The following is a 26,190-nucleotide window of genomic DNA, read 5'->3' on the forward strand; positions in this document are numbered from 1 at the left end:
CGATTGCACATATCGAAACCGCGTCGACGCATAAGCGTCGATCGCGGCGCCGCAGCGCCACGCCCGCTCAGCTGCCGCCGGCCGTCGCCGGATCGTCGAAGAAGTAGTCGCGCCACGACTTCGGCTCGTTGCGGATCGCGCCGGTGCGATACATGAACTGCGCGAGCTTCAGCGTGTTCTCCGGGGCCGTCTTGAACTGCACCTGCGGATTGCGCAGGATCTTCAGCAGCAACGCGCGATCGATCTTCGAGCCGTTCACGCGGATATAGGTATCGACCGCGCGCTCGGGATCGGCCGCGATCTGGTGCGCGGCGTCGGCGAGCGCGGCGACGAACGCGCGGTACGTCTTCGGGTTCTCGTCGCGGAATTTCTCCGTCGCGTACAGCACCGTCGCGGAACTCGGGCCGCCGAGCACGTCGTAGGAATTCAGCACGATGTGTGCGTTCGGATTGCCCGCGAGTTCCTGCTCCTGGAACGGCGGATTGCCGAAGTGGCCCGTGATCACGTTGCTGTTCGCGAGAATCGCGGCCGTCGCGTCGGGATGCGGGATCGCCTGCGTGAGCGGATCGAGCTTGTCGAACTGCTTGTCGCCCCACTGCTTCGCGGCCGCGTACTGCAGCACGCGCGACTGCACCGACACGCCGACGGCCGGCACCGCGATGCGGTCCTTCGCGCCCAGGTCGGCGATCGTCTTCACGTTCGGGTTGCTGCTGACGAGGTAGTACGGAAAATTGCCGAGCGACGCGACGCCCTTCACGTTCTGCCGGCCGCGCGTGCGATCCCACACGGTCAGCAGCGGCCCGACGCCCGCGCCGGCGACGTCGACCGCGCCCGACAGCAGCGCGTCGTTCACGGCCGCGCCGCCCGACAGGCGCACCCAGTCGACCTTGATGTCGAGGCCGGCCTTGCGCCCTTCCTTCTCGATCAGTTGCTGGTCGCGCGCGACATTCAGCAACAGGTAGACCACGCCGAACTGCTCGGCGATGCGGATGCGGCCTTCCGCGTGCGCGGCTTGCGGCGTCCCGGCGGCGGCCAGTACGAGCGCCGCGGTGAGCGTGGCGGCCAGTGCGCGGCGCGCGGCCACGGTCGTGCGGCGCAGGGCCGGCGAAAGCGGAAACGACATCGGAACTCCAGTGAGAATGAGGCGGCGAACCGGGACGTGCCGTTCAGAACGGCGCGTCACCTTCGATCGTGGTGCGGTACAGCTTGCGGCGCAGATGGTCGGGCGTGCCGGCCGCGAGATGCATCAGCGAGCGGTTGTCCCAGAACACGAGGTCGTGCTCGCGCCAGTGGTGCCGATACAGATGCTCCGCGCGCACGCTGTGCGCGAACAGTTCGTCGAGCAGTGCGCGGCTTTCGTCTTCGGGCAGATCGACGATGCGCGTCGTGAAATGCTCGCTGACGAACAACGCCTTGCGGCCCGTTTCGGGATGCGTGCGCACGACCGGATGCACCACCGCCTCGACCTGCGCGATCTGCTCGGCCGACAGGTTCGGCCGCCACGGGCTGCGCGCCTGCAGCTCCGCGTAGCGGGCAAGATACGTGTGCTCGGCACGCCGCCCTTCGACCGCGCGGCGCAGGTGCGCGGGCAGCGTGTCCCACGCGAGATGCATGTTCGCGAACAGCGTGTCGCCGCCCTCGGCCGGCAGCTCCTGCGCATGCAGCAGCGAGCCGAGGCTCGGCTTTTCCTTGTACGACAGGTCGGAGTGCCAGAAATGGCCGGCGTCGCCGAGCCCGATCGGCTTGCCGTTCTCGACGATGTTCGACACGATCAGCACTTCCGGATGCGCGGGCAGCGCGAACTGGTGCAGCACGTGGATCTGCAGCGGGCCGAAACGGCGGCTGAACGCGATGTGCTCGTCCGGCGTGATGCGCTGGTCGCGAAACACCAGCACGTGATGGTCGAGATGCGCGCGATGGATGCGCGCGAAATCGGCGGCGCCGAGCGGTTGCGACAGGTCGATGCCGACGACTTCGGCGCCGAGGGGCGCATCGAACGGGACGATGTCGAATCGCTGCGCGCCGGCCTCCGGCGGCAGGGCCGGCCGATGGCCGGCGGGCGTCGATATTGCGGCGCGGATGGCGGAAGTCGTCACGGTACAGCCCTTGATTCGGTAAAGATGCGAATCTACGAGCGCGTGCCGCACTGCGTCAACGAAGCGATTCGGATACGTTTATCTGCTGCAGCGATAAAGATCGCTGCTCGGACGGCGGGGCCGGCGGGCGGGCGTCCGCCACCCGACGCGGGCTTTCTGCAGTATTTACAAATGCAGCGCCGTCCGGCACCGCCCGCGTGGGCCGGGCCGATGCCGCGGCGTCGCCGGGCATCGGTGCCGGTCCGGCACGCAGCTTGCGCGCGCCGGACCGGATATGGCCGCGGCACGGAATCGCCGGCCGCCAACGGCATTGCCTGGTCGTGAGCGATGAAAATAGTCCCTCCCCTGCTGGAATCGGCGCCAATGCGGGCCGATCACTTCGTCCAGTTCTACGAGTCCGACGCGCAGCTCATGTCGGAAGTCGCCGTGTTCGCGGCCCAGGCGCTGAGCGCCGGCGGCAGCGCGATCGTGATCGCGCGGCCCGCCTGCCTCGCGGCGGTGCACGAGCGCCTGCACACGCTCGGTGCATCGGCCGGCGGCGCGGCCAGCGGCCGCATCTTCATGTCGAGCGCGCATGCGCTGCTCGACAGCTTTATGAATGGCGACCTGCCCGACCCCGCGCGCTTTCGCCGCTCGATCGGCACGATCGTCGAAGCGGCGATCCGCGCCGGCCGGCCCGTGCATGCGTTCGGCGAAATGGTCGCGCTGCTGTGCGCGCGCAACCGGTACGCCGCAGCGCTGCGGGTGGAAGCGCTATGGAACGCGCTGATCGAGCGGTACCGCTTCTCGCTCTACTGCGGCTATCCGCACGATGCGTTTGCGAGCGCCGAGCAGTCGGAGACGTTCCGCCACGTATGCGCGCTGCACCGCCGCATCCTGCCCGTCGCATCGCTGCGCGACGACGAAGGCGGGCTGTACCCGACGCTGGCGCTGGCGCAGCAGCGCTCGCGCGCGCTGAGCGACGAGATCCGCCGCCGCGAGGATGCCGAACAGCAACGCAACGGCGTCCTGATGCACGCGCCATTGCCGATCGCGCTGCTGTCGGGCCCCGCGCACCGGATCGTGCTCGCGAATCACCGCTTCTCGGCCTTGTGCGGCCGGACCGACATCGTCGACCAGCCGCTGACGGCGGTGCTGCCCGGCGGCGATGCGCCCGAGATCGTGCGGGCACTGGAAGCCGCCCGCGCGCAGGGCTGCTCGACGACGATCGGCGAGCACCGCGACCGGCCCGAGCCGGACGGCGCCCGCGTGTATCGGCTGCATTTCAATCCGCAGCCGCTCGCGGACGGGCTGGGCGTGATCGTCAGTGCGGTCGAGGTGACCGAGCACGTCGCCGCGCGCGAGAAGCTCGTCGCCGCGAACGCGGAGCGCGACCGGCTGCTGGGCGAGCTGCGCGACGCGAATCAGGCCAAGGACCAGTTTCTCGCGGTGCTCGGCCATGAGCTGCGCAATCCGCTGACGCCGATCTCGCTCGCGCTGGAGCTGATCCGCAACCGCGACGGCCACGCGACGCCGAACGAGATCGCGATCATCCAGCGCCAGCTCGATCACATGGTCCGGTTGATCGACGACCTGCTCGACGTGTCGCGCATCACGCGCGGCAAGATCACGCTGAAGAAGGAGGCCGTGCGGCTCGCCGACATCGCCGACCGCGCGGTCGAGATCGCGAGCCCGCTGCTCGAGCAGCGCCGCCACCGCCTGCAGGTCGACGCCGATCCGGACGCGCGCTGCCACGGCGACCCGGTGCGGCTGTCGCAGGCCGTCGCGAACCTGCTGACCAACGCGGCGAAATACACGCTGCCGGGCGGCGACATCACGCTGCGCGCGGCGCGCGGCGCGGACGACACCGCGATCGTCGAGGTGTGCGACAACGGCGCCGGCATTCCGCGCGATCGTCTCGACAGCATCTTCGAGCCGTTCTACCGGCTCGACGGCGAAGCGAAACAGGCGCATGGCGGCCTCGGCATCGGCCTTGCGCTCGTGCGCAGCCTCGTGACGCTGCACGGCGGCACGGTGCGCGCGGACAGCGCGGGCCCCGGCTGCGGCAGCACGTTTACGATCACGCTGCCCGAATACCGGCCGAAAACGGTGGCGGTCACCGTGCCGCAGCCGCCGCCCGGCATCCGCGACCTGGCGCCGGGCCGCACCGGCCGGCGCGTGATGCTGGTCGACGACAACGAGGATGCCGCGTCGACGCTCGCGCAATGGCTGCGCGAGGCCGGTCACGAGGTCGCCGTCGTGCACGACCCGGTCACCGCGCTGGCCGCGTACCGCGCCTATCGCCCCGACGTCGCGATCCTCGACATCGGGCTGCCGGTGATGGACGGCTACGAGCTGCTGCGGCGGCTGAAGGCGATCACCGAGGTCACGCCGTGCATCTTTCTCGCGCTGACCGGTTATGGCCGCAACGCGGATCGCGAACGCTGTCTCGCGACCGGGTTTCTGCAGCATTTCGTGAAACCGGTCGACCCGGCCGCGCTCCATCTCGCGATGAGCCGGCCGGGGACGGACGGCGATGCGCACGACGGCGCCGGTGCGGAAGCCGGGCGCTGAACGCTGAACGCTGCCGGATCCTGAATGCCGAATGCGGCACGAGGCACGCAACCAGCCGACGTTCCGGCAAGCGCCGTGCGGCTCAGTTCTCCTCGGAACAGCGGATCGACGTCAGGCCGGCCGATTCGACGATCCGGATCAGTTGACGCAGCATCGCATCGGCGTCGGCCGGTTCGCGCCACTTCACGAGCAGTTCTTCCTCGCGCAACGCACGCGCGGCCGTTTCGCGAAAACCGCGCGTGCGGCACGCGAAGCCCGCATTGTGCAGCCCGGTCGTCAGGCGCTCGCGCGCCGTCGAGCCCAGTTCGTACTCGACCGTGACCAGCGCAGTCCTGACGCTGCGCACGCGCTGCTCGACCAACCGCAGCGGCCATACGACCAGGAGGGCGAGCGCGAGCCCGAGCGCGCCGAGCGACAGCTGGCCGCCGCCGATGCACAGTCCGACGACGGTGACGAACCACAGCGTCGCGGCCGTGGTCACGCCGGATACGAGGCCGTCGCGATGCAGGATCGCGCCGCCGCCGATGAAGCCCATCCCGGTCAGGATGCCGAGCGGCAGGCGCATCGGGTCGAGCACCGAGAACCCGTCCTGCGGCTTGCCGGCCTGCAGCAGCAGCGCATTGACCTGCAGCATCGCCAGGCACGCGGCGAGACAGACGAAGATCGTCGTGCGCAGCCCTGCCGTCTTGCCGGATTCGCTGCGATCGAGGCCGATCAGCCCGCCCGCGACGAGCGCCAGGACGATCCTGACGAGGACCGCATCCCACTGAAGTACGACCGGCATCGGCTCCATGCGCGCCTCCCTGCAAATCTTCTTGCGTGATGCGTCGCGGCGTGGCCGCGGACGACGCTTGCGGCGCGCAAGGTTCGGGCCTGGCTCGCGCGCGTGTCACAGTGTCGGCGTGTCGCCGCGCGCACGGCTAGCGCCCTGACCGCTTAGTCGTCACACGCGCATGCGACCGGGCCGCCGTCACGGTCCCGCCCTTCTCCGCATCCGTTCGGATACGAAAATCGCCTGCGTCACGATTTCGCGCCTCCCGGTATCCGATCGGGTACGAAACGGCGCACCGGCTCCCCGGTTCGCCGCTCCGTTCCTGTACGGATACGAAATGATGCCCCGGCCGGCGAGTTGTGCAATACTGTTCCCGATCAGATACGGAGCATGGAGAACGTCATGTCGGAGTCCCAGTCCGTCGACACGATCGGCGCGCTCGCCCACCTCATCCGCGCGGCGCGGCTCCAGCAGGGGTTCACGCGCGACGAACTCGCGAACGCGACCGGGCTGTCGCCGAAATTCATCAGCCAGGTGGAAGGCGGAAAGCCGACCGCGCAAATCGGCAAGGTCATGCTGCTGCTCGGCGAACTGGGCGTGCGCCTGTACGCCGAGTCGTCGGTCGAGATTTCGGAAGCCACCGCGCTGAAGGCCGCGCAACGCCGCAGGAGCAGCCATGGCGGCTAGAACGCTGATCGCGTCCGCCAACGGCGTGCGCATGGGCACGCTGACCGACGACAAGGGCATCTGGTCGTTCGCGTACGACCCGCAATGGCTCGCGTCCCCGGCCGCCTATCCGCTGTCCCCGGCGTTCGCGCTGCGCGCCGGCCCCTACACCGACACGTCGACCGATCGCCCGGTCCAGTGGTTCTTCGACAACCTGCTGCCCGAGGAAGGCATGCGCACCTCGCTCGCACGCGAGGCGAAGGTCGACGCCGCCGACGCGTGGGGCCTGCTCGCGTACTTCGGGCGCGAATCGGCCGGCGCGCTGACGCTGCTGGCCGACGGCGAACGGGAAGCGCCCGGCAGCCTGCAGCCGCTGCCGCTCGACGAGCTCGAACGCCGGATCCGGGCGATGCCCGAGCGAGCGCTGACGGCCACCGCGCCCAAGCGCATGTCGGCGGCCGGTGCGCAGCAGAAGCTGCTGCTGGTGCTGCGCGGCGATGCACCCGACTACGCGCTGTACGAGCCGGTCGGCAGCGAGCCGTCGATGCACCTGCTCAAGCCGGACATGCGCGCGGCCGGCTACCCGCACTCGGCGATCAACGAATTCTTCTGCATGAAGCTCGCGCAGAAGATGGGGCTCGACGTGCCCGACGTGCACTTCCTGCGCGCGCCGTCCGCGTGCTACGTGATCGACCGGTTCGATCGCGACGTCGCATCGGCGCCGGCCGCACGCGTGCATACGATCGACGCGATGCAGTTGCTCAACTACGACCGCGGCTTCAAGTACCAGCGCGCGAACGCGCAGGAGCTCGCCCGCGCGATCGAGCGCACCAGCACGCGCGCGCTGGCGCGCCTGTCGGTGTTCCGCTGGACCGTGTTCAACGTGGTGGTCGGCAATGCCGACGCGCACCTGAAGAACCTGTCGTTCTTCGTCGACGCGCGCGGCTACCGGCTCGCGCCGTTCTACGACATCGTCAGCACGGTCGTGTATCACACGCCGACGCACCGCCCCGATCATCGCGGCGATCACTGGCCGCACTGCGAATTGACGATGCCGCTCGGCAACGCAACGCGCTTTGTCGAAATCGATGCGGCCGCGCTGATCGCGTTCGGTCAGGCGCTCGGGCTCAGGGAGAAAGCGGCGGCAAGCGAACTGCAGCGCTTTCTCGAACCGCTCGATCGCCACGTCGCGCAGACGCTCGAGGAAGTGCGGGCAATCGCGCGCCCGGACGCCGGCGAGACGCGGCTGCTGAATTCGATCGCGGCGATGCCGATCGCGGAGATGGGGCGCGCGCTTCGGCCGACGCACGGTTGAGGACGGGCATGAAGCATGCACATGGGTGCGCCGGTCCAGGTGGATCGCCAATCCGACGTCCGACGTCGGTCGGGTGCCCCATTCCGCGATCGTTGCCGCCGTGCCCGCCCCGCGCCGGCATGTCGGCAGACGCGAACCTGCGCCGGCCGTACGGCCGGGCGCCGAACCGCTCGGTCAGCGGATCGGCGGCGTCGAACTCAGCTTCTCCGACAGCATCCGTTCGTACACGCCGAAGTGCAGATCGACCTCCTTTTGCGTGACCGGGGTGACCGTGATGTTGATCTGCTCGGGCAACAGGCCCAGCACGACCGCGACCGCGGCTTCAAGTTGCGGTGCACAAGCCTTGTCCTCCGCCATCGTCGTGCCGACCAGCACGTCGTAGGTCTTTTCCTGCCGGCAGACGATCTCGACGAGTCGCGCCCGCGCGCTCATGTTGTTGTCGATCGCCAGCCTGACGACCTCGGTCACGGTGCGCATCGTCTCGGTCGGAAAGCCCTTCGTCGAGCGCAGCCGGATACGATGCCTGCCCAGCGTAAGCCAGTCCGTATCGAATTCCATGGCGTCCTCCGCATGCAGTTCCAAGCCGCTGCGATGATAGGTTCCAGCACCGGAATTTCAAGTGCAAAAATCTGCCGCCGCCCCTTGAAATTTTCCGCAGAGTGCCTATCTTGAGTTTCGCTCAGGCAGACGCGCGAACCGTTTCATCCCGCGCGCTGCGTGTTTCGATTTGTTTGCCGGCAGTCCGGCAGGCGAACTGGAGCGCGTAGGCCCGTTCGCCTCCCGATTGCCATCCAGGAGGATACGATCATGAGCGATCTTTACTTCGGAACCGATCTCTTCAGCGAGTTCGACCGCCTGCAGCAGCAGATGGCGCAACTCTTCGGCGGCTTCCCGTCCAGCATCCGCGCGAGCCGGCTCGGCGCATTTCCTCAGATCAACATCGGCGCGACGGACGAGTCGATCGAGATCGTCGCCTTCGCCCCGGGCGTCAGCGCCGCCGAACTCGACGTGTCGATCGACAAGGGCTTGCTGACCCTCAGCGGCGAACGCAAATCGACGCAACCCGACACTGAAAGCGAGACGCGTACGTACGCGCAGGAGCGCTTCGTCGGCGCCTTCCGGCGCGTCATCGAGCTGCCCGACACCGCCGATCCCGACAAGGTCCAGGCGCGCTACGAAAATGGCTGCCTGTCGATCAGTATCGGCAAGCGCGAGTCGTCCAAGCCACGCGCCATCACTGTCCAGTAACTCGAGGAGCCGATCATGAACGACATGACCAAACTGGCTGAACGCGACCCGTCCGCAGTCACGCGTCGCGACGCGGAACAGGCCACGCGCCGGATCACCCTCACCCCGGCCGTCGACATCTACGAGAGCAACCAGGGCGTCACACTGTGGGCAGATCTGCCCGGCGTGACGAAGGACAAGCTGGACGTCAAGGTTCACGACAGCAGCCTCTCGATCGAGGCCGAGGCGGTGGTGCCGACGCCGGCCAATCTGCGCCTGCAGCATGCCGAGGTCCGGGAGCCGCACTTCGCGAGGACGTTCACGCTGTCACCGGACTTCGATACGTCGAAGATCGAGGCAAGCCTCCAGGACGGGGTGTTGAAGCTGACGATCCCGCGTCGCGACGAGGCTCGCCCACGGCGCATCGAAGTCAGGACCGGCTGACCCTGCGGCAATGGCGGGTCGGGAAGATGGGCGGCGGGGAAAGCGCCGCCGCCCGTCGCGAACCAGGAGCGGGAGGCACCGGTTTCCGATGTCGCTCAGGAGTCCTGGAGAGGGCATGCGGTCCTTGTCCGCACCGTGCCCATGCGACGATCGCGACACGCACGTCCGCACCGGATGGCTACATCGCCATCGTCCGGATCGAACGGAACGATGAGGTGTCGGCCGACCGGCATCCGCCGCGTTTCGGCGAGCGCTGGACAAGCGCGGCCGAAACGCAGCGCGATGTGCTCGAGTACGCGGTGAAACTGATCGATCGCGACATGCCCGGCGCAGCCGAGGCTCGGGGCACGCATGCTGCCCGAGGGGCCGGCCGCCACGCTCGAAACGGATTGAAGCTGAATCGGAGGATGCCATGAATACCGATCCGAAAAAGTGGAACCCCTTCAAGTTCCTTCGCGGAACTGCCCGCAAGTCCGATGCGGAAGGCCCGGAAAACCCGCCGGCAAGCGAACAGTGGCGGGCCGCGTGGCCCGACATTCCGCGACTGTTCTCACGTGAGCCGTGGCGTGCGGTGGAGGAATTCCTTCATGACCCGCTCGCAGGCCGTGGCGCGCTCGAACGATGGTTCGGCGACTTCAGTTCATCGCGCTTCCAGCCGCGCATCGACGTCGTCGATGAAGGACCGGTGCTGCGCGTGACCGCCGAACTGCCCGGAATGGCGCGCGAAGATCTGAGGGTGAGCGTCGAGGACGGGGCAATCGTGCTGCGCGGAGAGAAAAAGCAGGACGTACGCAGCGAGGAAAACGGCTGTTACCGGCTGGAGCGCGCCCACGGAAGCTTCATCCGCACGATCCCGATGCCGGACTACGCCGACCCCGATCGCACGTTGGCAAAGTTCGATAACGGTGTACTCACGTTGACCGTGCCAAAGTCGGAGCCGACGCAGACCGCAAGTCGCACGATCGAAATCCGCTAGGGCAAACACGAAAAGTGCCGTGGTGGCGGGCGGATATCGGACGAACCGGGCCGTTGGCTCAGTTGGTGGAGCGGCCGACTTTTTTGTCCGTTGGTCACTGGTTCGAATCCGGTACGGCCCGCATGAAACCAAAAATCCGCTGCCCCCCGACAAACGCCGCTTGCCATAGGCGACGAACGCACCGCGTCCACGGATGATGGTCAGCCAGCCGCTGTGGAAGTGTCGTGGCAGACGTGCCCGAAGCGGGACACTTGCGACGCATATCGCACGGCGTCGTCCTTTGGACCCGGCTCGATCTCGCACCAGAATTCCTGATGACGGGCACCGAGACGGCGGGCCGCCTCGTAGCGATGAAAGTGACTGGCGAGCCAGAACCGGCACCCGTCGAAGAACACCTTCATGGCCGGCCGCGCCGCGCGCATCGAACCACGGCGGATAGCGGTCATGGCTTCCTCCAGCGCTTCGTCGGCGAATGTTTGCGCGCCGCGCAGTGCATCATCGACCGAGAGTTGCAGGAACTTGAGGTAGTCCCTCCCGAGCACGCCGGCAGGAAGCCCCATCGACGAGCGGACAGGCGAACGCGGTTCATTGGCCATGACAATGTCCGATTCAGCGGGTTGGCAAGACGATCGGGACGCGGGTTGATGTCGCCGCATCCCGAGCCGGCCGGTCGGGCAAGTTCATTCGTCGGCCATGAGATGGCGGATGACCAGCGCCGGATCGGCGATATCCAGAATCAGCCGGCGCAGTATGCGCCTGCGCATGTGCTCTTCGTCGAGACTCCAGGGCGCGCCCTTGGCGCTGAGATAACGCGCGAGCGCGTCCCGGTTGTCTGCGCCTGCGGGCAAGTCGAGCCGGACGGCCAGCAGTCCCGCCACCACGTCGTCGAGCTCGATGTCGAGCGGCTTCGAGTCGATGCAAAGTTCGAGTTTCATGTCGGTCACCCGCAAAAAGCGGCGCCGCTTCAGCGGGGCAGCGCGCGGCGCCGAACGTGTTGCGCCGGCCGCGACTGTTGGCCGGCGCGTACGAGACCCGCTGCCCGGGTCAGTACTCGAGCGCCGGTTCGGCGGACTGCGCCGGCTTTTCGTCCTTCGGCGCGTCTGCAACCGTCGCGTCGGTCGTCAGAATCAGCCCGGCGATCGATGCGGCGTTCTGCAGCGCCGTACGCGTAACCTTGGTGGGATCGACCACACCCGCCTCGACCAGATCGCCATATTCTCCGGTGGCCGCGTTGTAGCCGAAGTTGCCCTTGCCTTCGAGCACCTTCGCGATGACCACCGAAGGCTCGTCCCCCGCGTTCGAGGCGATTACGCGCAGCGGCGCTTCGAGCGCGCGCAGCACGATCTGGACACCGGCGTCCTGGTCGCTGTTGGCGCCTGTCAGGCTCGCCACCATCGAACGGGCGCGCAGGAGCGCTACGCCACCACCCGGCACGATGCCTTCCTCGACCGCCGCGCGCGTGGCATGCAGCGCGTCGTCCACCCGGTCCTTCTTCTCCTTCATCTCGAGCTCGGTCGCCGCCCCGACCTTGATGACGGCCACCCCGCCCGCGAGTTTCGCGACGCGCTCCTGCAGTTTCTCGCGATCGTAGTCGCTCGTGGCTTCCTCGATCTGCGTGCGAATGGACTTCACGCGCGCTTCGATGCGCTTCTCGTCGCCCGCGCCGTCGATGATGATCGTGTCGTCCTTGCGCACCTCGACGCGCTTGGCACGGCCGAGATCCTCGAGTGCCGCCTTCTGCAGCTGCTTGCCGGTTTCTTCCGAGATGACGGTCGCGCCAGTCAGGATGGCGATGTCCTCGAGCATGGCCTTGCGCCGGTCGCCGAAACCGGGCGCCTTGACCGCCACCACCTTCAGGATGCCTCGCATCGCGTTGACCACGAGCGTGGCCAGCGCTTCGCCATCGACATCTTCTGCAACGATCAGCAGCGGCTTGCCCGCCTTGGAGGCCGCTTCGAGGATCGGCAGCAGATCCCGGATGTTCGAGATCTTCTTGTCGTGCAACAGGATCAGCGCGTCGTCCAGGTACGCGGCCTGCCGTTCCGGATCGTTGATGAAGTAGGGGCTGACGTAGCCGCGGTCGAACTGCATCCCTTCAACCACGTCCAGCTCGTTCTCGAGCGACTTGCCATCCTCGACCGTGATGACGCCTTCCTTGCCGACCTTCTCCATGGCGTCGGCGATGATCTTGCCGATGGTCTCGTCGGCGTTCGCCGAGACCGCCGCCACCTGTGCGATCTCCCTGTTCGTGGAAATCGGCTTCGACAGCTTGCGCAGTTCGTCGAGCACCGCGGCCACGGCCTTGTCGATGCCGCGCTTGAGATCCATCGGATTCATGCCGGCGGCGACGTGCTTCATGCCTTCCTGCACGATCGCCTGGGCGAGCACGGTGGCCGTGGTGGTACCGTCGCCGGCCACATCGGCGGTCTTCGACGCGACTTGCTTGACGATCTGCGCCCCCATGTTTTCGAAGCGGTCCTTCAGTTCGATTTCCTTCGCGACCGACACGCCGTCCTTCGTGAGGGCAGGCGCGCCGAAGCCGCGCTCGATCAGCACATTGCGGCCTTTCGGCCCCAGCGTGACCTTCACGGCATCGGCGAGAACGTTCACGCCCTTGACGATACGGGCACGGGCGCTGTCGTGGAATTGGACGTCTTTTGCACTCATGTTGCTGCTCCGGATAGTAGTCGTTGACTCGACCCGTCGCGAACCGCCAGTCGGGTGTTCGCGACCGGCTCGGGATGTCAGGCGGCCTCACGCGAGGCGCCGACGTCGGCCTCGAGGAGGCCCATGACGTCTTCCTCGCGCATGACGAGCAGTTCCTCGCCGTCGACCTTGACGGTCTGGCCTGCGTATTTGCCGAAGAGAACCTGGTCACCGACTTTCAACTGGAGCGCGCGCAGCGTTCCATCCTGCAGCAGCCGGCCGCTGCCGACTGCGACGACTTCGCCTTGTTCTGGTTTTTCTGCCGCGGAATCGGGTATCACGATGCCCGAAGCCGTCGTCCGCTGCGTCTCGATTCGCTTGACGATAACCCGGTCGTAGAGGGGACGAATCTGCATTTCCATCTCCTGAGCGATTAAAGGATCACCAATAAGGGAATCCGGCTGCGGGCACCGAGGCGCGTGGAACGCCGCCGTGCAGCCGAGCCAATGTCTGGCGGATTGCGAAATAGAGGCGGCCGTCGCGCGCTTCAAGGGGGTGTGAAAACGGCTATTTGTAACAAATTGTTTCGGGGCGGCAGCGGAATGGGATTGCCCTGCCGAGGCGACGTACGGTGCGGCCGCGTCCCTCGCAGCGCCCGGAGCGAGCCCGGCAATGTGCAAGCGGGGGAATGGGCGATGCTGAATGGATAAGACAGGATAAGTATTCTTATCACAATGCATCTGTTTTTATTAAAAACTCGAACACGAACAAATACGCCGGGCCAATCGATCCCCTGCCCGCTCGCCCGTGTTTGCCTCGCACGGCATGACGAAACGCGAAGGCACGCGAAGACACAGGAACACGGCAGACGTACGCGGCAAATCACGCGAACGAAGCACCGCTGCGGCGCGTCGCCCGCGCGCATGCCGCAATGATTGGCCGTCGATATTCCGCGGCGGCCTCATCGGTCGAAGATCAGGCAGACCGCGCCGCACGCCCGATGCAACGCACGCGAGATTCAGCCGTGAAAGGCACCCCGCCTCACCCGGCAGTCGACTGAAGCGGCAATTCAGGACCTTTGCAGGATGTCTGTCGCCTGCTCGGCGTCGGCCAGCGAGTCGAGCGCGAGATAGGCAATGAACTGCGAACCGAGCACGGCGGCGGATACGCCGCGGAGATTGATCCCGCCGTCCGACAGTTTCTGGGTCAGCTCCGCGATGATCCCCATCTGGTCCAGCCCCATCACACGGATCGAGTGCAGGCTCGAGCTAGGACTGAATCCCGCCTGCGTGGCGGCACGAGTCTCCCGATCTCCCTGCAGCGGCGCGACGAATACCACCCCTTTGCCGGGTGCTTCCTGGGTGCGCCGGGCGACGATGAATTGCAAATCCACGCCGGCATCCCGCAACGCGTTCAGCACGTGTGCAAGACCGCCCGGCTTGTCCTCGATGGTGGCCGCCCATACGTCAACGCGTTCCACGAGCAGTTCCATGGCCCCTCCAAAAAGTCGGACCTCGATGAAGACAATCTATGTCGCGCATGACCGGCGAGCAAGGCCGCTTGTGCGAACGGCGTCATGCAGGTTCGCCTAGGAATCCGATGATTTCGCCGACGGGGGACGCAAGCCGAGCATGACCGCCTGCCGATGCCGCCATTGAAGCAGCGCGTCGCGGAACTCGTCGGATGATTGTCCGGGCGTAACCCGCCACGCTCCGGATTGAAAGGATCTCGCGGCGCGCCAGAACGACCGGGCCTCGGGCCCGTCGTCGATGGGAGTAATGGGCAACTGGTACGTTCGATGCAGATACGACAGGAAGGCGAGACCGTAGCCGCGGCGCCTCATCGTGGGGAGAATTTCCAGTCGATGGACATATACCCGATCGGTTCGCGGCGCCAGGCTGTATGTCGCCGCGCCGACGATACCGCCGGATGCCGCGAGGATCGCGACTTCCCACCCCGAATGCGGCACACCGTCGATGCCCAGATCGATCGGCGTCGATTGAAAACGAATCACGGGAAGCCGGCGAAATTTGCGTCGCGCAAAAAGGGACCGCAGGTAGGAAAGCACGTTCAGCCTTTCGTCATGTCCGCAGCGGCACGCTTGCTCATCTTCGCGCGCCACCGCAATTCGCAGCCGCACCCTGGCGCGTTGACGCTTCCCCTGTCGAACGCAACCGCCCATGACATGAACGACCCGGCATGGATGTGCGGATCGGCGCGACCGTGCGATTCGCGAGCGACGCCGACCAGAACTATTTCCGGTTCTTCAGGAACGTCTGTCCGGCTGCCGTGATCGAGACGCTTCCGCGGCCGTTCGTCGGATAGCGCACGAATCCTGCGCCGATGAGCTCGCGGGTAATGGACCAGCCAAGTGCGGGTGTATCGCGACCGTAACGAATATCGGCAAGGCGCTCCAGCGCCCAGATCGCGGATGCCGAGATGGTCGGAACGGTCGAAGCTTGGTTATCGCTCATGGCGTCTCCAGGGGTTTGATCATGATCAAGGGTGCCGCATGTATCGGACTCAATCGGCAAGACACGCACTCAGGCGCGTCCAGTCGTAACGGGCGCCGACCTCGATGCGTACGGCGGCATCGACGAGGTCGATGCCGTGGTGGCCGCAGTGCCGATCCGCACGTTCGATGAGTGCCTCGAGAGACGGCAGCGGTGCGTCGCTCTTCCAGGCGAAGGCGATCACGTTGCCCGCACCGTCTTCAGCCGGTGCGATTGCGACGGACGGGCCGAACGTCTCACGCAGCCTCGCGAGACAATCACCGAGTCGCGGATCGTCGCCGAGCAGATTGACGACGAGCACGCCGTCGTCGTTCAGTCGCGCGCGACAGGTATCGTAGAAGGCTGCGCTGCAGAGCTCGGACGGCGCGCCGTCCGCATTGAAACCATCCTGCAACAGCGCATCGAACGTGTGCGCGGTCGTCGACAGGTGCCGCGCCGCGTCCGCGCAGATGATCGTCAGGCGCGCGTCGTCGGGTGGAACGTGGAACCGGTCGCGAAGCGCGATCACTTCCGGATTGATTTCGATTGCGGTGAGACGGGTGTTCGGCAGGTTCCGATAGCAATACTTCACGAGCGAACCGCCGCCGAGCCCGATCAAGCCAACATGCGCGGGTTCCGGCTGAAACAGCAGGAACCCCATCATCGTGCGCGTATAGCCGAGTGCGAGCGCGTCCGGAGCCTCCCGCAGCATCGTGCTTTGCATGCCACGGCCGTCGAAGCACAGCGAGACGAGGTGCTCGTTTTCCACGACGACCGGCTTGTCGGCGATCTCGGCCGGGGAAGCCGCGCGCAGGCCCAGGAACGGAAAATCGACAGGCGGCACGCGGGTCAGCCCTCTTGAAGCAAGGGCAAGAGCGCACGAAGCGCCGCCTCTTCGTCCGGACCGCTTGCAAGGACTTGCGCGGATGCGCCGCGACGCACCTGCAGCGATGACATGGCCATGCCGTCCTTGGCATTCCCGCGCCGCCCATTGGCAATCAGCAGGATGTCGCTGTCGAAACGGCGCGCCGTGACCGCGAGCGCATCGCGCACGGCGGTCGCACCGTTCCGGCTCCAGGCGGGACCTGCTTCGAAATAGACGACGGTTGCCATGTTCCTCGCGTGTGGCGTGAGAGGGATGCTGGTATTCAGTGGGACGGGCCGATCCGGCAGGCCATCAGGAACGCCTGGAACTCGGTTTCCCATGCCGCGTTGCGCACGTCGATTTCGAAACCGGCGAGACGCTGCATTGCGCCGCTCAGATACACGGCACGGAGCAATCGAGGCGGCACGCCCTGCGCGAAACAGCAGCCATCCGCGTCGAGCAGCAGGCGCGGGTGGTGCCGGAACCGCGCACTGGCCACCGAGATGGGATCCATCACATGCCGAGCCGATTCCCGCGGATAGACGAACGCCAGATGAATACCGGCGGCCGCGAGCCGCTCGCCCACATCATGGAAGCGGTGGACCATCTGGAAGCCGCGCTCGCCGCCGCGCCCGACGCCCACCACGACAAGCCCCCGGCTCCCCGCGACCTCCGGCAGGGATATGGGCCGTCGATCGGGCAACAGCAGCATCCCATCCAGATCGAACATGTCGGCTACCTCCGCGAATCCGCCCTCAATTCCGGCGATCGGCGGCAAGGCTGAATTATAAGACAGCATTCATCGAATGTGTATTTCATTATAATGTTGTGTGCGCCCGTCCCTTGGTCGGCCCGCCTGCGAGCCGACGGCACGGCGCCCGTTCCGGCGAAGCAGGCATCAGCCCGCTTTTGCCGCCGACCGGCTCGAATCCGTCCGATGGAAGCCGCGAACGGTGCCCCCGCCTGCCCGCAATGCGCAATGGAATACACCTGCCCGAACGGCACACTGCATCTGTGCGCGGACTGAGGTCATGAATGGTCGGCGGGCGCCGGCATCGAATCCGCTGACGAATCGGCCAGGCGAGTCGTCAAGGACGCGAACGGCAATGCTGTCGGACGGCGGCGTGGCCGCGCGGATCAAGGATCTGCGCGTGAGGGGTCCATCGATCACGCTGAGAATGGGCGCCGAGGTAAAAAGCATCCGGATCGTCTGCGGCGATCCCGAGATCGACGGCAAGACCGACGCGGGCAGCTTCGTGCTCGCGGCGTGCTTTCGCCGGGAAGCGTGACGCCGCGCGCTTACCTACGGCGAACCCGCTTGTCGTCGCAGTGCGCTGCACGCGCTCCCCACCGACAACATATCTACCGGGATCGATCGGGCATGGAGCGCGGTTATCGGGATCTGCGCGGCGTGATCATCGATGCGATCGAAACCAATCCGGACGCGATCGCGCTACGCGATGTATTCAGGATTCCTGCAGACGATGCCCGGTTCAAGATGGCCCGTGCGGATGGCACGAAGTACGTGACACGGAAGGATGCCCATACCGACCCTGGCATGCGCGCGGCATGCGCACCGGGAAATCGACGTCCAGGCGGCTCGCGAACTCAGTCCGCGCTTCGCTTCACCCGTTTGCCGAGCGCGCTTTTCGTCTTGTAGCTCACGCCGTGTTGTTCGAGATACTCGCGAATCAACTGCCGCACGACTTGCGACGGCGTCAGGTCCTGCTCCGCGCAGAGCATGTCGAACGCCTCTTTCTTGGCGGGATCGATCAGGATAGTCAAGCGTGCGGTTTTCGTTTCCATTGCAGGGCAGAGTCGGCGATATGCTAATTTAATTATAATGCATCGGCCCTTGCGTACCACGCCGCAGAGCATTCGGCACGCGCGTGTGGCCCGGGCTCGGCGACAGCGCCTCTGGCAGGATCCGCCGCCGGCAACGCGCAGTCGGGTTTCGTTTCACCTTGTGCAGGCTCACGACCGGCGGTCAAGCCGATAGAGATAGTCGAGCACGTCGTCGACGACGGGCACGATCGCCAGCGTGACGAGTGCCGCGGCCAGCGGCACGGTCGACACGTAGCCGACATGCTTGAAGCCGATTGCGCCGGCCAGCCCCCCGACGAAGAACGACGCCAGCATCGTCGCGTGAATCCTGAGCTTCGCGCGGTTCGCGATCACCGTCTGCGCGTGCACGTCGGCACTTGAACGATTCCAGTAAAAGAGCTTGCCGAGTTCGATGCCGAGGTCCGTCACGATGCCCGTCATGTGCGTCGTGCGGATTTCCGCCCCCGACAGCTTGGTGATCATCGCGTTTTGCAGCCCCATGATGAAGCACAGCAGGATCACCGTGACCGGCATGAAGAACGCTTCCCAGAGCGCGAGATGGCTGCCGAGCAGCCCGAACAGGAGCAGCAGCGCCGCTTCGACCAGCAGCGGCAGCACGTACTGACTCTGCAGGCCACGGCGCCGCCCCCAGTTGACGAGCACGGCCGAGCAGCCGGCACCCACCAGAAACGACGCGAGCGAACCCACCCCGGCCAGCACGAGCCGGATGTCGCCGAGCGCGGTCTGATCCGCGATCGCCGACACGATCCCGCTCATGTGCGACGTGTATTGCTTGACCGCGAGGAAACCGCCGGCATTGGTTGCGCCGGCGACGAAGGCAAGCGAAAACCCGAGCTGGCGGTTCGCGGCCGCGCTGCGGTGTTTTCCCGTCAGGCTTCGGAAGTACTGCGCTGGCATAGGATCTTCCCTCATTCGCCCGGATCGGGAGACAACGACGCCCCGAGCGGAGCCCGGCGCGCCGCGGCACACCGCCACGGTCGCCCGTTCCATCCAGGGTGCCATGAGACTTTCATGATAACGGCATTATCATACCTTGTTATCCTGATTCGTCTTTCGGTGTCATAATGCGGGCAGGAACAGGTCGCGGAAGAAGCGGCCGTTCCATCACCTCGTCCAACCCGAGCGTACTGGAGACATTCCGGATGGCACCCGTGCCGGTCGTCCATTTCGTCCTGCTGGCCGTGGCCGCGTGGCTCGCGGTCGGCACGCTGGGGCTCGGGGCGCTGCGCCGCACGCGACTGGTTGCCCACGGCCTCTTTCCGCTCGGTGCGCTGGTCGGACTGCTCGTCGGCGCGGCGGGCCTCGCCGGCATCCTTGCCGAACCGTCTGCCGCGGTGCTGCCGATCGGGCTTCCCGGCCTGCCTTTTCATCTGCGTCTCGATCGCCTGTCCGGCTATTTCCTGTTCGTGCTCGGCCTCGTCAGCACCGGGATCGGCGCCTTTTCAGCCGGCTATTTCCGCAAGGGTGAAGGATCCGCGCCCGGGCTGATCTGCTTCGAATACCACGTCTGCGTCGCAAGCATCGCGCTGGTGTTGATCGCCGACGACGCCTATGTATTCATGGTCGCCTGGGAGACGCTGACGCTGTCCGCGACATTTCTCGTCATGACCAACCACCGGATCGGCGAGATCCGCCGGGCCGGTTACCTGTATTTCCTGATCTCGCACGTCGGCGCGCTGGCGCTGCTGCTCTCCTTCGGCATTCTGCAGGCGCGCACCGGCGACTACACCTTCGCCAACCTGCGCGCGCAGTCGCTGGATGCCCTGCCCGCGTCGTTCGCCTTCCTGTTCGCGCTCGTCGGGTTCGGCGCAAAGGCGGGGATCTTCCCGCTGCATGTGTGGCTGCCGGAGGCGCACCCCGCGGCGCCGTCGCCGGTCTCGGCGCTCCTCAGCGGATTCGTGCTGAAAGTCGGCCTGTACGGCCTGCTGCGCGTGCTGTTCGACCTGTTGCACGTGCAGATTGCGTGGTGGGGCGTGCTGCTGCTCATGCTGGGGCTCGGCACCGCGCTGCTCGGCGTGGTGTTCAGCACGATCCAGGTCGACATGAAGCGCCTGCTCGCCTATTCGTCGATCGACAACGTCGGCCTGATGCTCGTCGCGCTCGGTCTCGCGGTGCTGTTTCGCGCGTACGGGATGACGAGCCTGTCCGCGCTCGCGCTGACCGCGATGCTCTACCAGATCGTTGCGCACGCAGCGTTCAAGAGCCTGCTGTTCCTGGGCACGGGCGCCGTGCTCCACGCCACCGGCGAGCGCAACCTCGGCAGGCTCGGCGGACTGATTCGCTTCATGCCGTGGACCGCGTGGGCCGTGCTCGCGGGCGTCGCGGCCAGCGCGGGCCTGCCGCCGCTAAGCGGTTTCGTGGCCGAGTGGCTGCTGCTGCAGGGCTTTCTGTTCGCGCCGCGGTTGCCGGATTCGGTACTCGCCATGACGGTGCCGATCGCCGCCGCGCTGATCGCGATGTCGGCCGCGCTGGCCGGCTACACGATGGTCAAGTTCTTCGGCATCGTGTTCCTCGGGCAACCGAGAGAAGCGAAGCTGAACCGCGCCCGCGACGCGAACACGTGGGAACGGCTCGCGTTCTGCTGGTTCGCGGCCGCCAGCGTGCTGCTCGGGCTGATGCCCGCCCAGTTCGTCAAGCTGCTGGATCGCGTCACGCACACGCTGGTCGGCGCCGGCGTCGGCGCGGACAATCATGGCTGGCTGCTGTTCGCGCCCGTGTCGGCCGCTCGCGCGAGCTACATGCCGGCGGCGTTCATGCTGTTCTTCATCGCCTGCTGCGGGCTCGCGTGGGTGCTGGTACGGCGTTTCTATCACGGCCGGCTGCGCCGCGCGGCCCCGTGGGGCTGCGGCTTCCCGTTCACGACCGCGCGCATGCAGGATACGGCGGAAGGATTCGGGCAGCCGATCCGCGAAATCTTCGCACCCCTGCTGCACATCGAGCGGCAATTGCCGTCGCCGTTCGACACCCGGCCGGCCTACCGGGTGTCGGTGACCGATCGCACCTGGTCCGCGCTCTACGCGCGCATCGCGGCGCTCACGCAACGCGCCGCCGACTGGGCAGGCCGCCTGCAGACGGGCAAGATCGCGGTTTACCTGACCTACAGTTTCGTCGTGCTGATCGTGCTGCTGATGTTGGTGAGACGATGGTAACCCTGTCCGGCGTCATCTCGCAGACTCTCGAAATCGTGATAGCGATCGCGGCCGCGCCATTGCTCACGGGGTGGGTCAACCAATGCCGCGCCTGGCTTCAGAACCGGCGCGCGCCGTCCATCTGGCAGCCGTACCGGATGCTCCACAAGCTGTTCAACAAGGAATCGGTCATCGCGCACGGTGCGAGCCCCGTGTTCCGCGGCGCGCCCTATGTCGTCTGGGCCGCCATGACGCTCGCGTGCGCGATCGTGCCGACCCTGTCGACCGAGTTGCCGCTGTCGCCCGCCGCCGATGCGATCGCGCTCGTCGGCCTGTTCGCGCTCGCGCGCGTCGCGCTGTCGCTCGCGGCGATGGACGTCGGCACGGCGTTCGGCACGCTCGGCGCCCGCCGCGAAATGCTGATCGGCTTCCTCGCGGAGCCGGCACTGCTGATGGTGCTCCTGTCGGCCTCGCTGATCACGCAGTCGACACTGCTGACGAGCATCGTCGCGACGCTCGGCCGCGGCGAGCTCACGATCTATCCGAGCCTGGCGTTCGCCGGCATCGCGTTTACGCTGGTCGCGCTGGCCGAAAATGCGCGGCTGCCGGTCGACAATCCGACCACCCACCTCGAGCTCACGATGATCCACGAGGCGCTGATCCTCGAATATTCGGGGCGGCACCTTGCGTTGATGGAATGGGCGGCAAGCCTCAAGCTGTTCGCGTATTCGTGCATCGGTCTCGCGTTGTTCGTGCCCTGGGGCATCGCGAATGCGGGCGATCCGGTCGCGCTGCTGCTGGCGGTGCCGGTGCTCTTCATCAAGCTGACGGCAGGCGGTGTCGCGCTCGCCGTGGTCGAAACGGCCAACGCGAAGATGCGCATCTTCCGGGTACCGGAATTCCTGGCCACGGCCTTCCTGCTGGCCGTGATCGGCATGCTCGTCCACCTGCTGCTGGGGGCATGAATGCACGCCTACGCGACACAACTGATCAACTTCCTCGCGGCCGTGCTGCTGATGCTGTCGTTCGCGATGCTGAGCCAGCGGCGGATCCTGTCACTGATCCATCTCTATACGCTGCAGGGCGTCGCGCTCGTGTCGGCGAACCTGATCCTCGGCTTCGTCACGGCCGACGTGCACCTGTATGTGTCCGCCGGGCTGACGCTCGTGCTGAAGGTCGGCGTGATTCCGTGGTTCCTGTATCGGCTCGTGCGCAGGCTCGACGTCAAGACCGACGTCGAACCGCTCATCAACATCCCGACCACGCTGCTGATCGGCATCGTCCTCGTGATCGTCGCGTTCAACGTCGCCGCGCCGATCAGCCAGCTCGCGACCTCGGTCGCGCGCGGCACGCTCGGCATTGCGCTCGCGTGCGTGCTGCTGTCGTTCATGGCGATGATCACGCGCGCCAAGGCCATTCCACAGGTGATCGGCTTCCTGTCGATGGAAAACGGGCTGTTCTTCGCGGCGGCGGCCGCGACCAACGGCATGCCGATGATCGTCGAGCTCGGCATCGGGCTCGACGTGCTGATCGGCATCCTGATTCTGGGCGTCTTCATGTTCCAGATTCGCGAGCAGTTCGACAGCCTGGACATCCATCACCTCGAGAAACTCAAAGATGAATGACGCCCACGTCGTGCTCGCCGTGCTCGGGCTGCCGCTCGCGGGCGCCGCGTGCCTCGCCTGCGTGCGGCCGAGCCGGGTCGCGCGCCATCTGAACGTCGGCTTCAGCTTCCTGACCTTCGCGGCGACGCTGGTGCTGGCCGCGCGCACCGTCGAGCACGGCCCGTCGTTCGCATTCGGACGCGCGTTCTTCGTCGATCCGCTCAATGTCTATCTCGTTGCGCTCACGGCGTTCGTCGGCTGGACGACGTCGCTGTTTTCCCGGCCCTACATGCAGATCGAGGAAGCCCGCGGCCGGATGACGGCCGCGCGGATGCGGCTCTATCACAGCATGTATCAGCTCTTCATGTTCGCGATGCTGCTCGCGCTGCTGACCGACAACGTCGGCGTGTTGTGGGTCGCCATGGAAGCCGCCACGCTTGCCACCGTGTTGCTCGTCAGCGTCTACCGAACCGCCGCGAGCCTCGAAGCCGCATGGAAGTACTTCATCCTGTGCGGCGTGGGCATCGCCCAGGCGCTGTTCGGCACGATCCTGCTGTACCTCGCCGCGAGCCGGCAGCTGACCGACGGCGACGCGCTGCTGTGGACGAGCCTGGCCGCCGTCAAGACGCAGCTCGACCCGACGATCGTGTCGATCGCCTTCGTGTTTCTGCTGGTCGGCTACGGGACCAAGGTCGGCCTCGTGCCGATGCACAGCTGGCTGCCGGACGCGCACGCCGAAGGTCCGACGCCGATTTCGGCGGTGCTGTCCGGCCTGCTGCTGAACGTCGCGCTGTACGCGGTGCTGCGCTGCAAGGTGCTGGCCGACGGCGCGCTCGGCAATGGCCTGCCGGGGCGGCTGCTGGTCGGGTTCGGGCTCGTGTCGGTCCTGATCGCGTCGTTCTCGCTGTTCCGGCAGAAGGACGTGAAGCGCCTGTTCTCGTACTCGTCGATCGAGCACATGGGCTTGATGACGTTCGCATTCGGGCTCGGCGGCCCGATCGCGACGTTCGCCGGGCTGCTGCACATGACGGTCCATTCCCTCGTCAAGTCGGCGATCTTCTTCGCGGTCGGCCATGCCGCGCAGAAGGCCGGCACGCAGGCGATCGACGGCATTCGCGGGCTGCTGCAGGTCAGCCCGACGGTCGGCTGGGCCATGATGCTCGGCACGCTTGCGATTCTCGGCCTGCCGCCGTTCGGCGTGTTCGCGAGCGAATTCCTGATCCTGACGACGGCCATGAACACGCTCCCGTGGACCGCGCCGTTGCTGCTGCTCGGGCTCGCCGTCGCGTTCGCGGCGATCTTCGCGCGCGTGCAGCGGATGGTGTTCGGCGAAACGACGACGGCGACGCCGCTCGAACACCGGCCGGCGCTGCTGCCGGTGTTCGTGCATCTGGGACTCGGCCTGATGCTGGGCCTGTACGTGCCGCCTTACCTGGCCATGTGGTACCGCCAGGCGGCGACGATGCTGGCAGGGTGAACGATGCGACTCGACTTGATTCAGGCGGACGGCTCGACGCGCCTGCGGCACGCGGCAGGCCAGGTTCCGGCCGCCGTGGTTGACGTGGACGAACCGCGCTGGCTCGACATCGCGCACGCCGCGCGGAGCGAACGAAGCCGGCTCGTCGCGATGTGGGGCGGCGAAACGCGCGCGCGCGTATTTTCGGTCAATGCGGCGTACGAATGCGACGACGGCGTCCTGTGGGTGCGTCTCGCGACCGGGCCGGAACCGCGGGCCGACGGCGACTATCCCGATCTCGCGGGCGTGTTTCCCGCCGCAACGCGCATGCAGCGCGCCATTTTCGACCTGACCGGCCTGCGCGCGCGCGATGCGCGCGACACGCGCCCGTGGCTCAATCACGGTAACTGGCCCGACGACTACTTTCCGTTGCAGAAGCAGGCAACCGGCATCGAGCGATTCGAATCGAACGAAGCGGATTATCCGTTCGTGCAGGTTGCCGGCGACGGCGTGCATGAAATCGCGGTCGGGCCGATTCACGCCGGCATCATCGAGCCGGGCCATTTCCGGTTTTCCGTCGTCGGCGAGAAGGTGCTGCGGCTCGAGGAACGGCTCGGCTATGTACATCGCGGCGTCGAACGGCTGTTCGAACGGACGGCCGCATCGAACGGCCATCGCGTTGCGGGCCGGATCGCCGGCGACTCGACCGTCGCGTTCTCGTGGGCCTATTGCATGGCGCTCGAACAGGCCTGCGGCACGGCCGTGCCGGCGCGTGCGCTGGTGCTGCGCGCCCTCCTGCTCGAGCGCGAGCGCATCGCCAATCACCTCGGCGACCTCGGCGCGCTCGGCAACGATGCCGGATTCGCGTTCGGTCTCGCGCAGTTCTCGCGGCTCAAGGAGAACTGGATCCGGACCAACGGCGGCGTCTTCGGGCATCGCTACCTGATGGACCGGATCGTGCCGGGCGGGCTGGCCGTCGACATCGATCCGGAAGACGCGGCGATCCTCACCGAACAGTGCGAACGCATTGCACGCGACGTGCACGTGATGCGCAAGATCTACGAGGACCAGTCCGGGCTGCAGGACCGGTTTCTCGGCACCGGCCGCCTGAATGCCGACGTCGTCGCGCATTTCGGCGTGCGCGGCATGGCCGCCCGCGCCAGCGGCCAGAGCTTCGACGTGCGCGCGAACCTGCGCCCGGCCCCGTACCACGACCTGGCCGTCCAGGCCGCAAGCGATGCGCGCGGCGACGTTGCGGCGCGGGTCGCCGTGCGGTTTGCCGAAATCGACGAATCGCTGCGCCTGATGACTGTCCTGCTCGCGAATCTTCCGGAGGGGCCGATCGCCGCCGCCGTCATGCCCGCGGCGGCGCCATCCGCGGGCATCGGCTGGGTGGAAGGCTGGCGCGGCGACGTGTTCGTCGCGCTCGAGACGGCATCGGGCGATGCCATCGCGCGCTGCCATTGCCACGATCCGTCCTGGCAGAACTGGCCGGCGCTCGAGCACGCGATCATCGGCAACATCGTTCCCGATTTCCCGCTGATCAACAAGTCGTTCAACCTGAACTACGCGGGGCACGATCTCTGATGTGGCAACTCATCCGTCAATTCGCGCGCACCGACTTTCCCGACGAACCCGTGCCGGCCACCGAAGCCGCGTGGCGACACGAGGCGCAGCAGATTCGTCAGGACATACTCGACCTCCTCGGCCGCGCCTTGTGCATCCGGCAGATCGACGCGGGTTCGTGCAATGGTTGCGAGCTGGAGATCCACGCGCTGAACAACCCGTACTACAACATCGAAGGGCTCGGGATCAAATTCGTCGCCAGCCCGCGCCATGCGGACCTGCTGCTCGTGACCGGCCCCGTCACGCTGAACATGAAGGCCGCCGTGCTTGCCGCGTACGACGCCACGCCGGCGCCGAAACTCGTCGTCGCGGCCGGCGAGTGCGCATGCACGGGCGGCATCTTTGCCGACAGCTATGCGGTGTGCGGCCCCGTTTCGTCGGTCCTGCCCGTCGACGTGACCATCCCCGGATGCCCGCCCCCTCCGGTCGATTTGCTGCGCGGCATCCTGACCGCCTGCCGATCACGCGGAGCTTGAAGC

Annotated in this window: 28 protein-coding genes, 1 tRNA gene and 1 pseudogene; 14 read left to right on the top strand and 16 right to left on the bottom strand. The window is 66.6% G+C overall.

From position 1 onward, the window contains the following. Positions 1-67 precede the first annotated feature (67 nt). Both U4012_RS07210 and U4012_RS07215 read right to left on the bottom strand, forming a co-directional pair. Positions 68-1,123: an ABC transporter substrate-binding protein gene (locus U4012_RS07210; RefSeq protein ID WP_321797285.1), complete on the bottom strand. Its 1,056-nt coding sequence runs from the start codon at positions 1,121-1,123 to the stop codon at positions 68-70. Positions 1,124-1,166: 43 nt separating this feature from the next. After that, on the bottom strand, positions 1,167-2,096 hold the full coding sequence (locus U4012_RS07215) for a TauD/TfdA dioxygenase family protein (protein ID WP_124485858.1): 930 nt from the start codon (positions 2,094-2,096) through the stop codon (positions 1,167-1,169). 363 nt (positions 2,097-2,459) lie between these two features. Here U4012_RS07215 and U4012_RS07220 point away from each other — a divergent pair, with 363 nt between their 5' ends. After that, positions 2,460-4,649 carry an ATP-binding protein gene (locus U4012_RS07220; protein ID WP_321797288.1) on the top strand — a complete coding sequence of 730 codons (2,190 nt, stop codon included), beginning with the start codon at positions 2,460-2,462 and terminating at the stop codon, positions 4,647-4,649. A gap of 82 nt (positions 4,650-4,731) precedes the next feature. Here U4012_RS07220 and U4012_RS07225 read toward each other — a convergent pair whose 3' ends face one another. Beyond that, entirely contained in the window at positions 4,732-5,442 is a 711-nt protein-coding gene (locus tag U4012_RS07225) for an MgtC/SapB family protein (protein ID WP_124485856.1), read from the bottom strand. Positions 5,443-5,823: 381 nt separating this feature from the next. Here U4012_RS07225 and U4012_RS07230 point away from each other — a divergent pair, with 381 nt between their 5' ends. Both U4012_RS07230 and U4012_RS07235 read left to right on the top strand, forming a co-directional pair. After that, a complete protein-coding gene (locus U4012_RS07230) occupies positions 5,824-6,108 on the top strand; it encodes a helix-turn-helix domain-containing protein (protein ID WP_044843467.1) in 285 nt (94 codons plus the stop codon). Further along, positions 6,098-7,402: a HipA domain-containing protein gene (locus U4012_RS07235; protein ID WP_044843466.1), complete on the top strand. Its 1,305-nt coding sequence runs from the start codon at positions 6,098-6,100 to the stop codon at positions 7,400-7,402. The genes U4012_RS07230 and U4012_RS07235 overlap by 11 nt, the downstream gene beginning before the upstream one ends. A 174-nt stretch (positions 7,403-7,576) precedes the next feature. On the opposite strand, the gene U4012_RS07240 is transcribed toward U4012_RS07235, so the two are convergent. Then, a complete protein-coding gene (locus tag U4012_RS07240) occupies positions 7,577-7,960 on the bottom strand; it encodes a hypothetical protein (protein ID WP_124519732.1) in 384 nt (127 codons plus the stop codon). A gap of 249 nt (positions 7,961-8,209) precedes the next feature. Here U4012_RS07240 and U4012_RS07245 point away from each other — a divergent pair, with 249 nt between their 5' ends. The 4 genes from U4012_RS07245 (at position 8,210) to U4012_RS07265 (ending at position 10,170) form a co-directional block, all read left to right on the top strand. Then, on the top strand, positions 8,210-8,650 hold the full coding sequence (locus tag U4012_RS07245) for an Hsp20/alpha crystallin family protein (protein ID WP_124528629.1): 441 nt from the start codon (positions 8,210-8,212) through the stop codon (positions 8,648-8,650). A 15-nt stretch (positions 8,651-8,665) separates the two neighbouring features. Then, positions 8,666-9,073, top strand: coding sequence for an Hsp20/alpha crystallin family protein (locus tag U4012_RS07250; RefSeq protein WP_044843463.1), 408 nt, complete (start codon positions 8,666-8,668; stop codon positions 9,071-9,073). 412 nt (positions 9,074-9,485) lie between these two features. Next, positions 9,486-10,049: an Hsp20/alpha crystallin family protein gene (locus tag U4012_RS07260; protein ID WP_321797297.1), complete on the top strand. Its 564-nt coding sequence runs from the start codon at positions 9,486-9,488 to the stop codon at positions 10,047-10,049. Positions 10,050-10,096: 47 nt separating this feature from the next. Next, positions 10,097-10,170, top strand: a tRNA-OTHER gene (locus U4012_RS07265). A gap of 79 nt (positions 10,171-10,249) precedes the next feature. Here U4012_RS07265 and U4012_RS07270 read toward each other — a convergent pair. From U4012_RS07270 to U4012_RS07315, 10 genes are all read right to left on the bottom strand, one after another. Continuing rightward, on the bottom strand, positions 10,250-10,645 hold the full coding sequence (locus tag U4012_RS07270) for a hypothetical protein (protein ID WP_321797299.1): 396 nt from the start codon (positions 10,643-10,645) through the stop codon (positions 10,250-10,252). An 84-nt stretch (positions 10,646-10,729) separates the two neighbouring features. Further along, a complete protein-coding gene (locus U4012_RS07275; RefSeq protein WP_124485851.1) occupies positions 10,730-10,984 on the bottom strand; it encodes a hypothetical protein in 255 nt (84 codons plus the stop codon). Positions 10,985-11,093: 109 nt separating this feature from the next. After that, positions 11,094-12,716 carry a chaperonin GroEL gene (gene groL / locus U4012_RS07280; RefSeq protein WP_321797302.1) on the bottom strand — a complete coding sequence of 541 codons (1,623 nt, stop codon included), beginning with the start codon at positions 12,714-12,716 and terminating at the stop codon, positions 11,094-11,096. A gap of 77 nt (positions 12,717-12,793) precedes the next feature. Continuing rightward, positions 12,794-13,111, bottom strand: coding sequence for a co-chaperone GroES (locus U4012_RS07285; RefSeq protein ID WP_124485849.1), 318 nt, complete (start codon positions 13,109-13,111; stop codon positions 12,794-12,796). 653 nt (positions 13,112-13,764) lie between these two features. Then, positions 13,765-14,187 carry an ACT domain-containing protein gene (locus U4012_RS07290; RefSeq protein WP_321797305.1) on the bottom strand — a complete coding sequence of 141 codons (423 nt, stop codon included), beginning with the start codon at positions 14,185-14,187 and terminating at the stop codon, positions 13,765-13,767. 96 nt (positions 14,188-14,283) lie between these two features. Beyond that, entirely contained in the window at positions 14,284-14,763 is a 480-nt protein-coding gene (locus U4012_RS07295; RefSeq protein ID WP_321797307.1) for a GNAT family N-acetyltransferase, read from the bottom strand. Between the two features lie 184 nt (positions 14,764-14,947). Then, positions 14,948-15,169, bottom strand: coding sequence for a hypothetical protein (locus U4012_RS07300; RefSeq protein ID WP_124485847.1), 222 nt, complete (start codon positions 15,167-15,169; stop codon positions 14,948-14,950). Between the two features lie 49 nt (positions 15,170-15,218). After that, positions 15,219-16,031 carry a fused MFS/spermidine synthase gene (locus U4012_RS07305; RefSeq protein ID WP_415750361.1) on the bottom strand — a complete coding sequence of 271 codons (813 nt, stop codon included), beginning with the start codon at positions 16,029-16,031 and terminating at the stop codon, positions 15,219-15,221. A 5-nt stretch (positions 16,032-16,036) separates the two neighbouring features. Further along, complete coding sequence (locus tag U4012_RS07310) at positions 16,037-16,300, bottom strand: HPr family phosphocarrier protein (RefSeq protein WP_321797310.1); 264 nt, start codon at positions 16,298-16,300, stop codon at positions 16,037-16,039. Between the two features lie 35 nt (positions 16,301-16,335). After that, positions 16,336-16,782 carry a hypothetical protein gene (locus U4012_RS07315; protein WP_044843496.1) on the bottom strand — a complete coding sequence of 149 codons (447 nt, stop codon included), beginning with the start codon at positions 16,780-16,782 and terminating at the stop codon, positions 16,336-16,338. 207 nt (positions 16,783-16,989) lie between these two features. Between U4012_RS07315 and U4012_RS07320 the strand changes: the two are divergent. Further along, positions 16,990-17,341 (top strand): annotated as a pseudogene (locus U4012_RS07320) (alkylphosphonate utilization protein). Between the two features lie 319 nt (positions 17,342-17,660). Here the strand turns inward: U4012_RS07320 and U4012_RS07330 are convergent. After that, complete coding sequence (locus U4012_RS07330) at positions 17,661-17,858, bottom strand: ribbon-helix-helix protein, CopG family (RefSeq protein ID WP_044843458.1); 198 nt, start codon at positions 17,856-17,858, stop codon at positions 17,661-17,663. Positions 17,859-18,026: 168 nt separating this feature from the next. Further along, positions 18,027-18,794, bottom strand: a complete 768-nt coding sequence (locus U4012_RS07335; RefSeq protein WP_044843457.1) for a YoaK family protein — start codon at positions 18,792-18,794, stop codon at positions 18,027-18,029. Between the two features lie 245 nt (positions 18,795-19,039). Here U4012_RS07335 and hyfB point away from each other — a divergent pair, with 245 nt between their 5' ends. The 6 genes from hyfB to U4012_RS07365 are packed head-to-tail and all read left to right on the top strand — an operon-like array spanning position 19,040 to position 26,187. Beyond that, positions 19,040-21,046 (top strand): hydrogenase 4 subunit B, encoded by a 2,007-nt coding sequence (hyfB, locus tag U4012_RS07340; protein ID WP_321797315.1) that lies wholly within the window; start codon positions 19,040-19,042, stop codon positions 21,044-21,046. Next, positions 21,040-21,990 carry a respiratory chain complex I subunit 1 family protein gene (locus tag U4012_RS07345; RefSeq protein WP_044843455.1) on the top strand — a complete coding sequence of 317 codons (951 nt, stop codon included), beginning with the start codon at positions 21,040-21,042 and terminating at the stop codon, positions 21,988-21,990. The genes hyfB and U4012_RS07345 overlap by 7 nt, the downstream gene beginning before the upstream one ends. Next, the gene (locus U4012_RS07350; protein ID WP_044843454.1) at positions 21,991-22,650 is read left to right on the top strand and encodes a formate hydrogenlyase; all 660 of its coding nucleotides are present in this window, start codon (positions 21,991-21,993) and stop codon (positions 22,648-22,650) included. Continuing rightward, a complete protein-coding gene (locus U4012_RS07355) occupies positions 22,643-24,106 on the top strand; it encodes a hydrogenase 4 subunit F (protein WP_044843453.1) in 1,464 nt (487 codons plus the stop codon). The genes U4012_RS07350 and U4012_RS07355 overlap by 8 nt, the downstream gene beginning before the upstream one ends. A gap of 3 nt (positions 24,107-24,109) precedes the next feature. Beyond that, a complete protein-coding gene (locus tag U4012_RS07360; protein WP_321797319.1) occupies positions 24,110-25,672 on the top strand; it encodes an NADH-quinone oxidoreductase subunit C in 1,563 nt (520 codons plus the stop codon). Then, complete coding sequence (locus U4012_RS07365; protein ID WP_044843451.1) at positions 25,672-26,187, top strand: NADH-quinone oxidoreductase subunit B family protein; 516 nt, start codon at positions 25,672-25,674, stop codon at positions 26,185-26,187. The genes U4012_RS07360 and U4012_RS07365 overlap by 1 nt, the downstream gene beginning before the upstream one ends. The last annotated feature ends 3 nt before the right edge of the window (positions 26,188-26,190 follow it).

Origin of the sequence: Burkholderia sp. BCC1988, from assembly GCF_905339895.1 — a bacterium.
Lineage (GTDB): Bacteria > Pseudomonadota > Gammaproteobacteria > Burkholderiales > Burkholderiaceae > Burkholderia.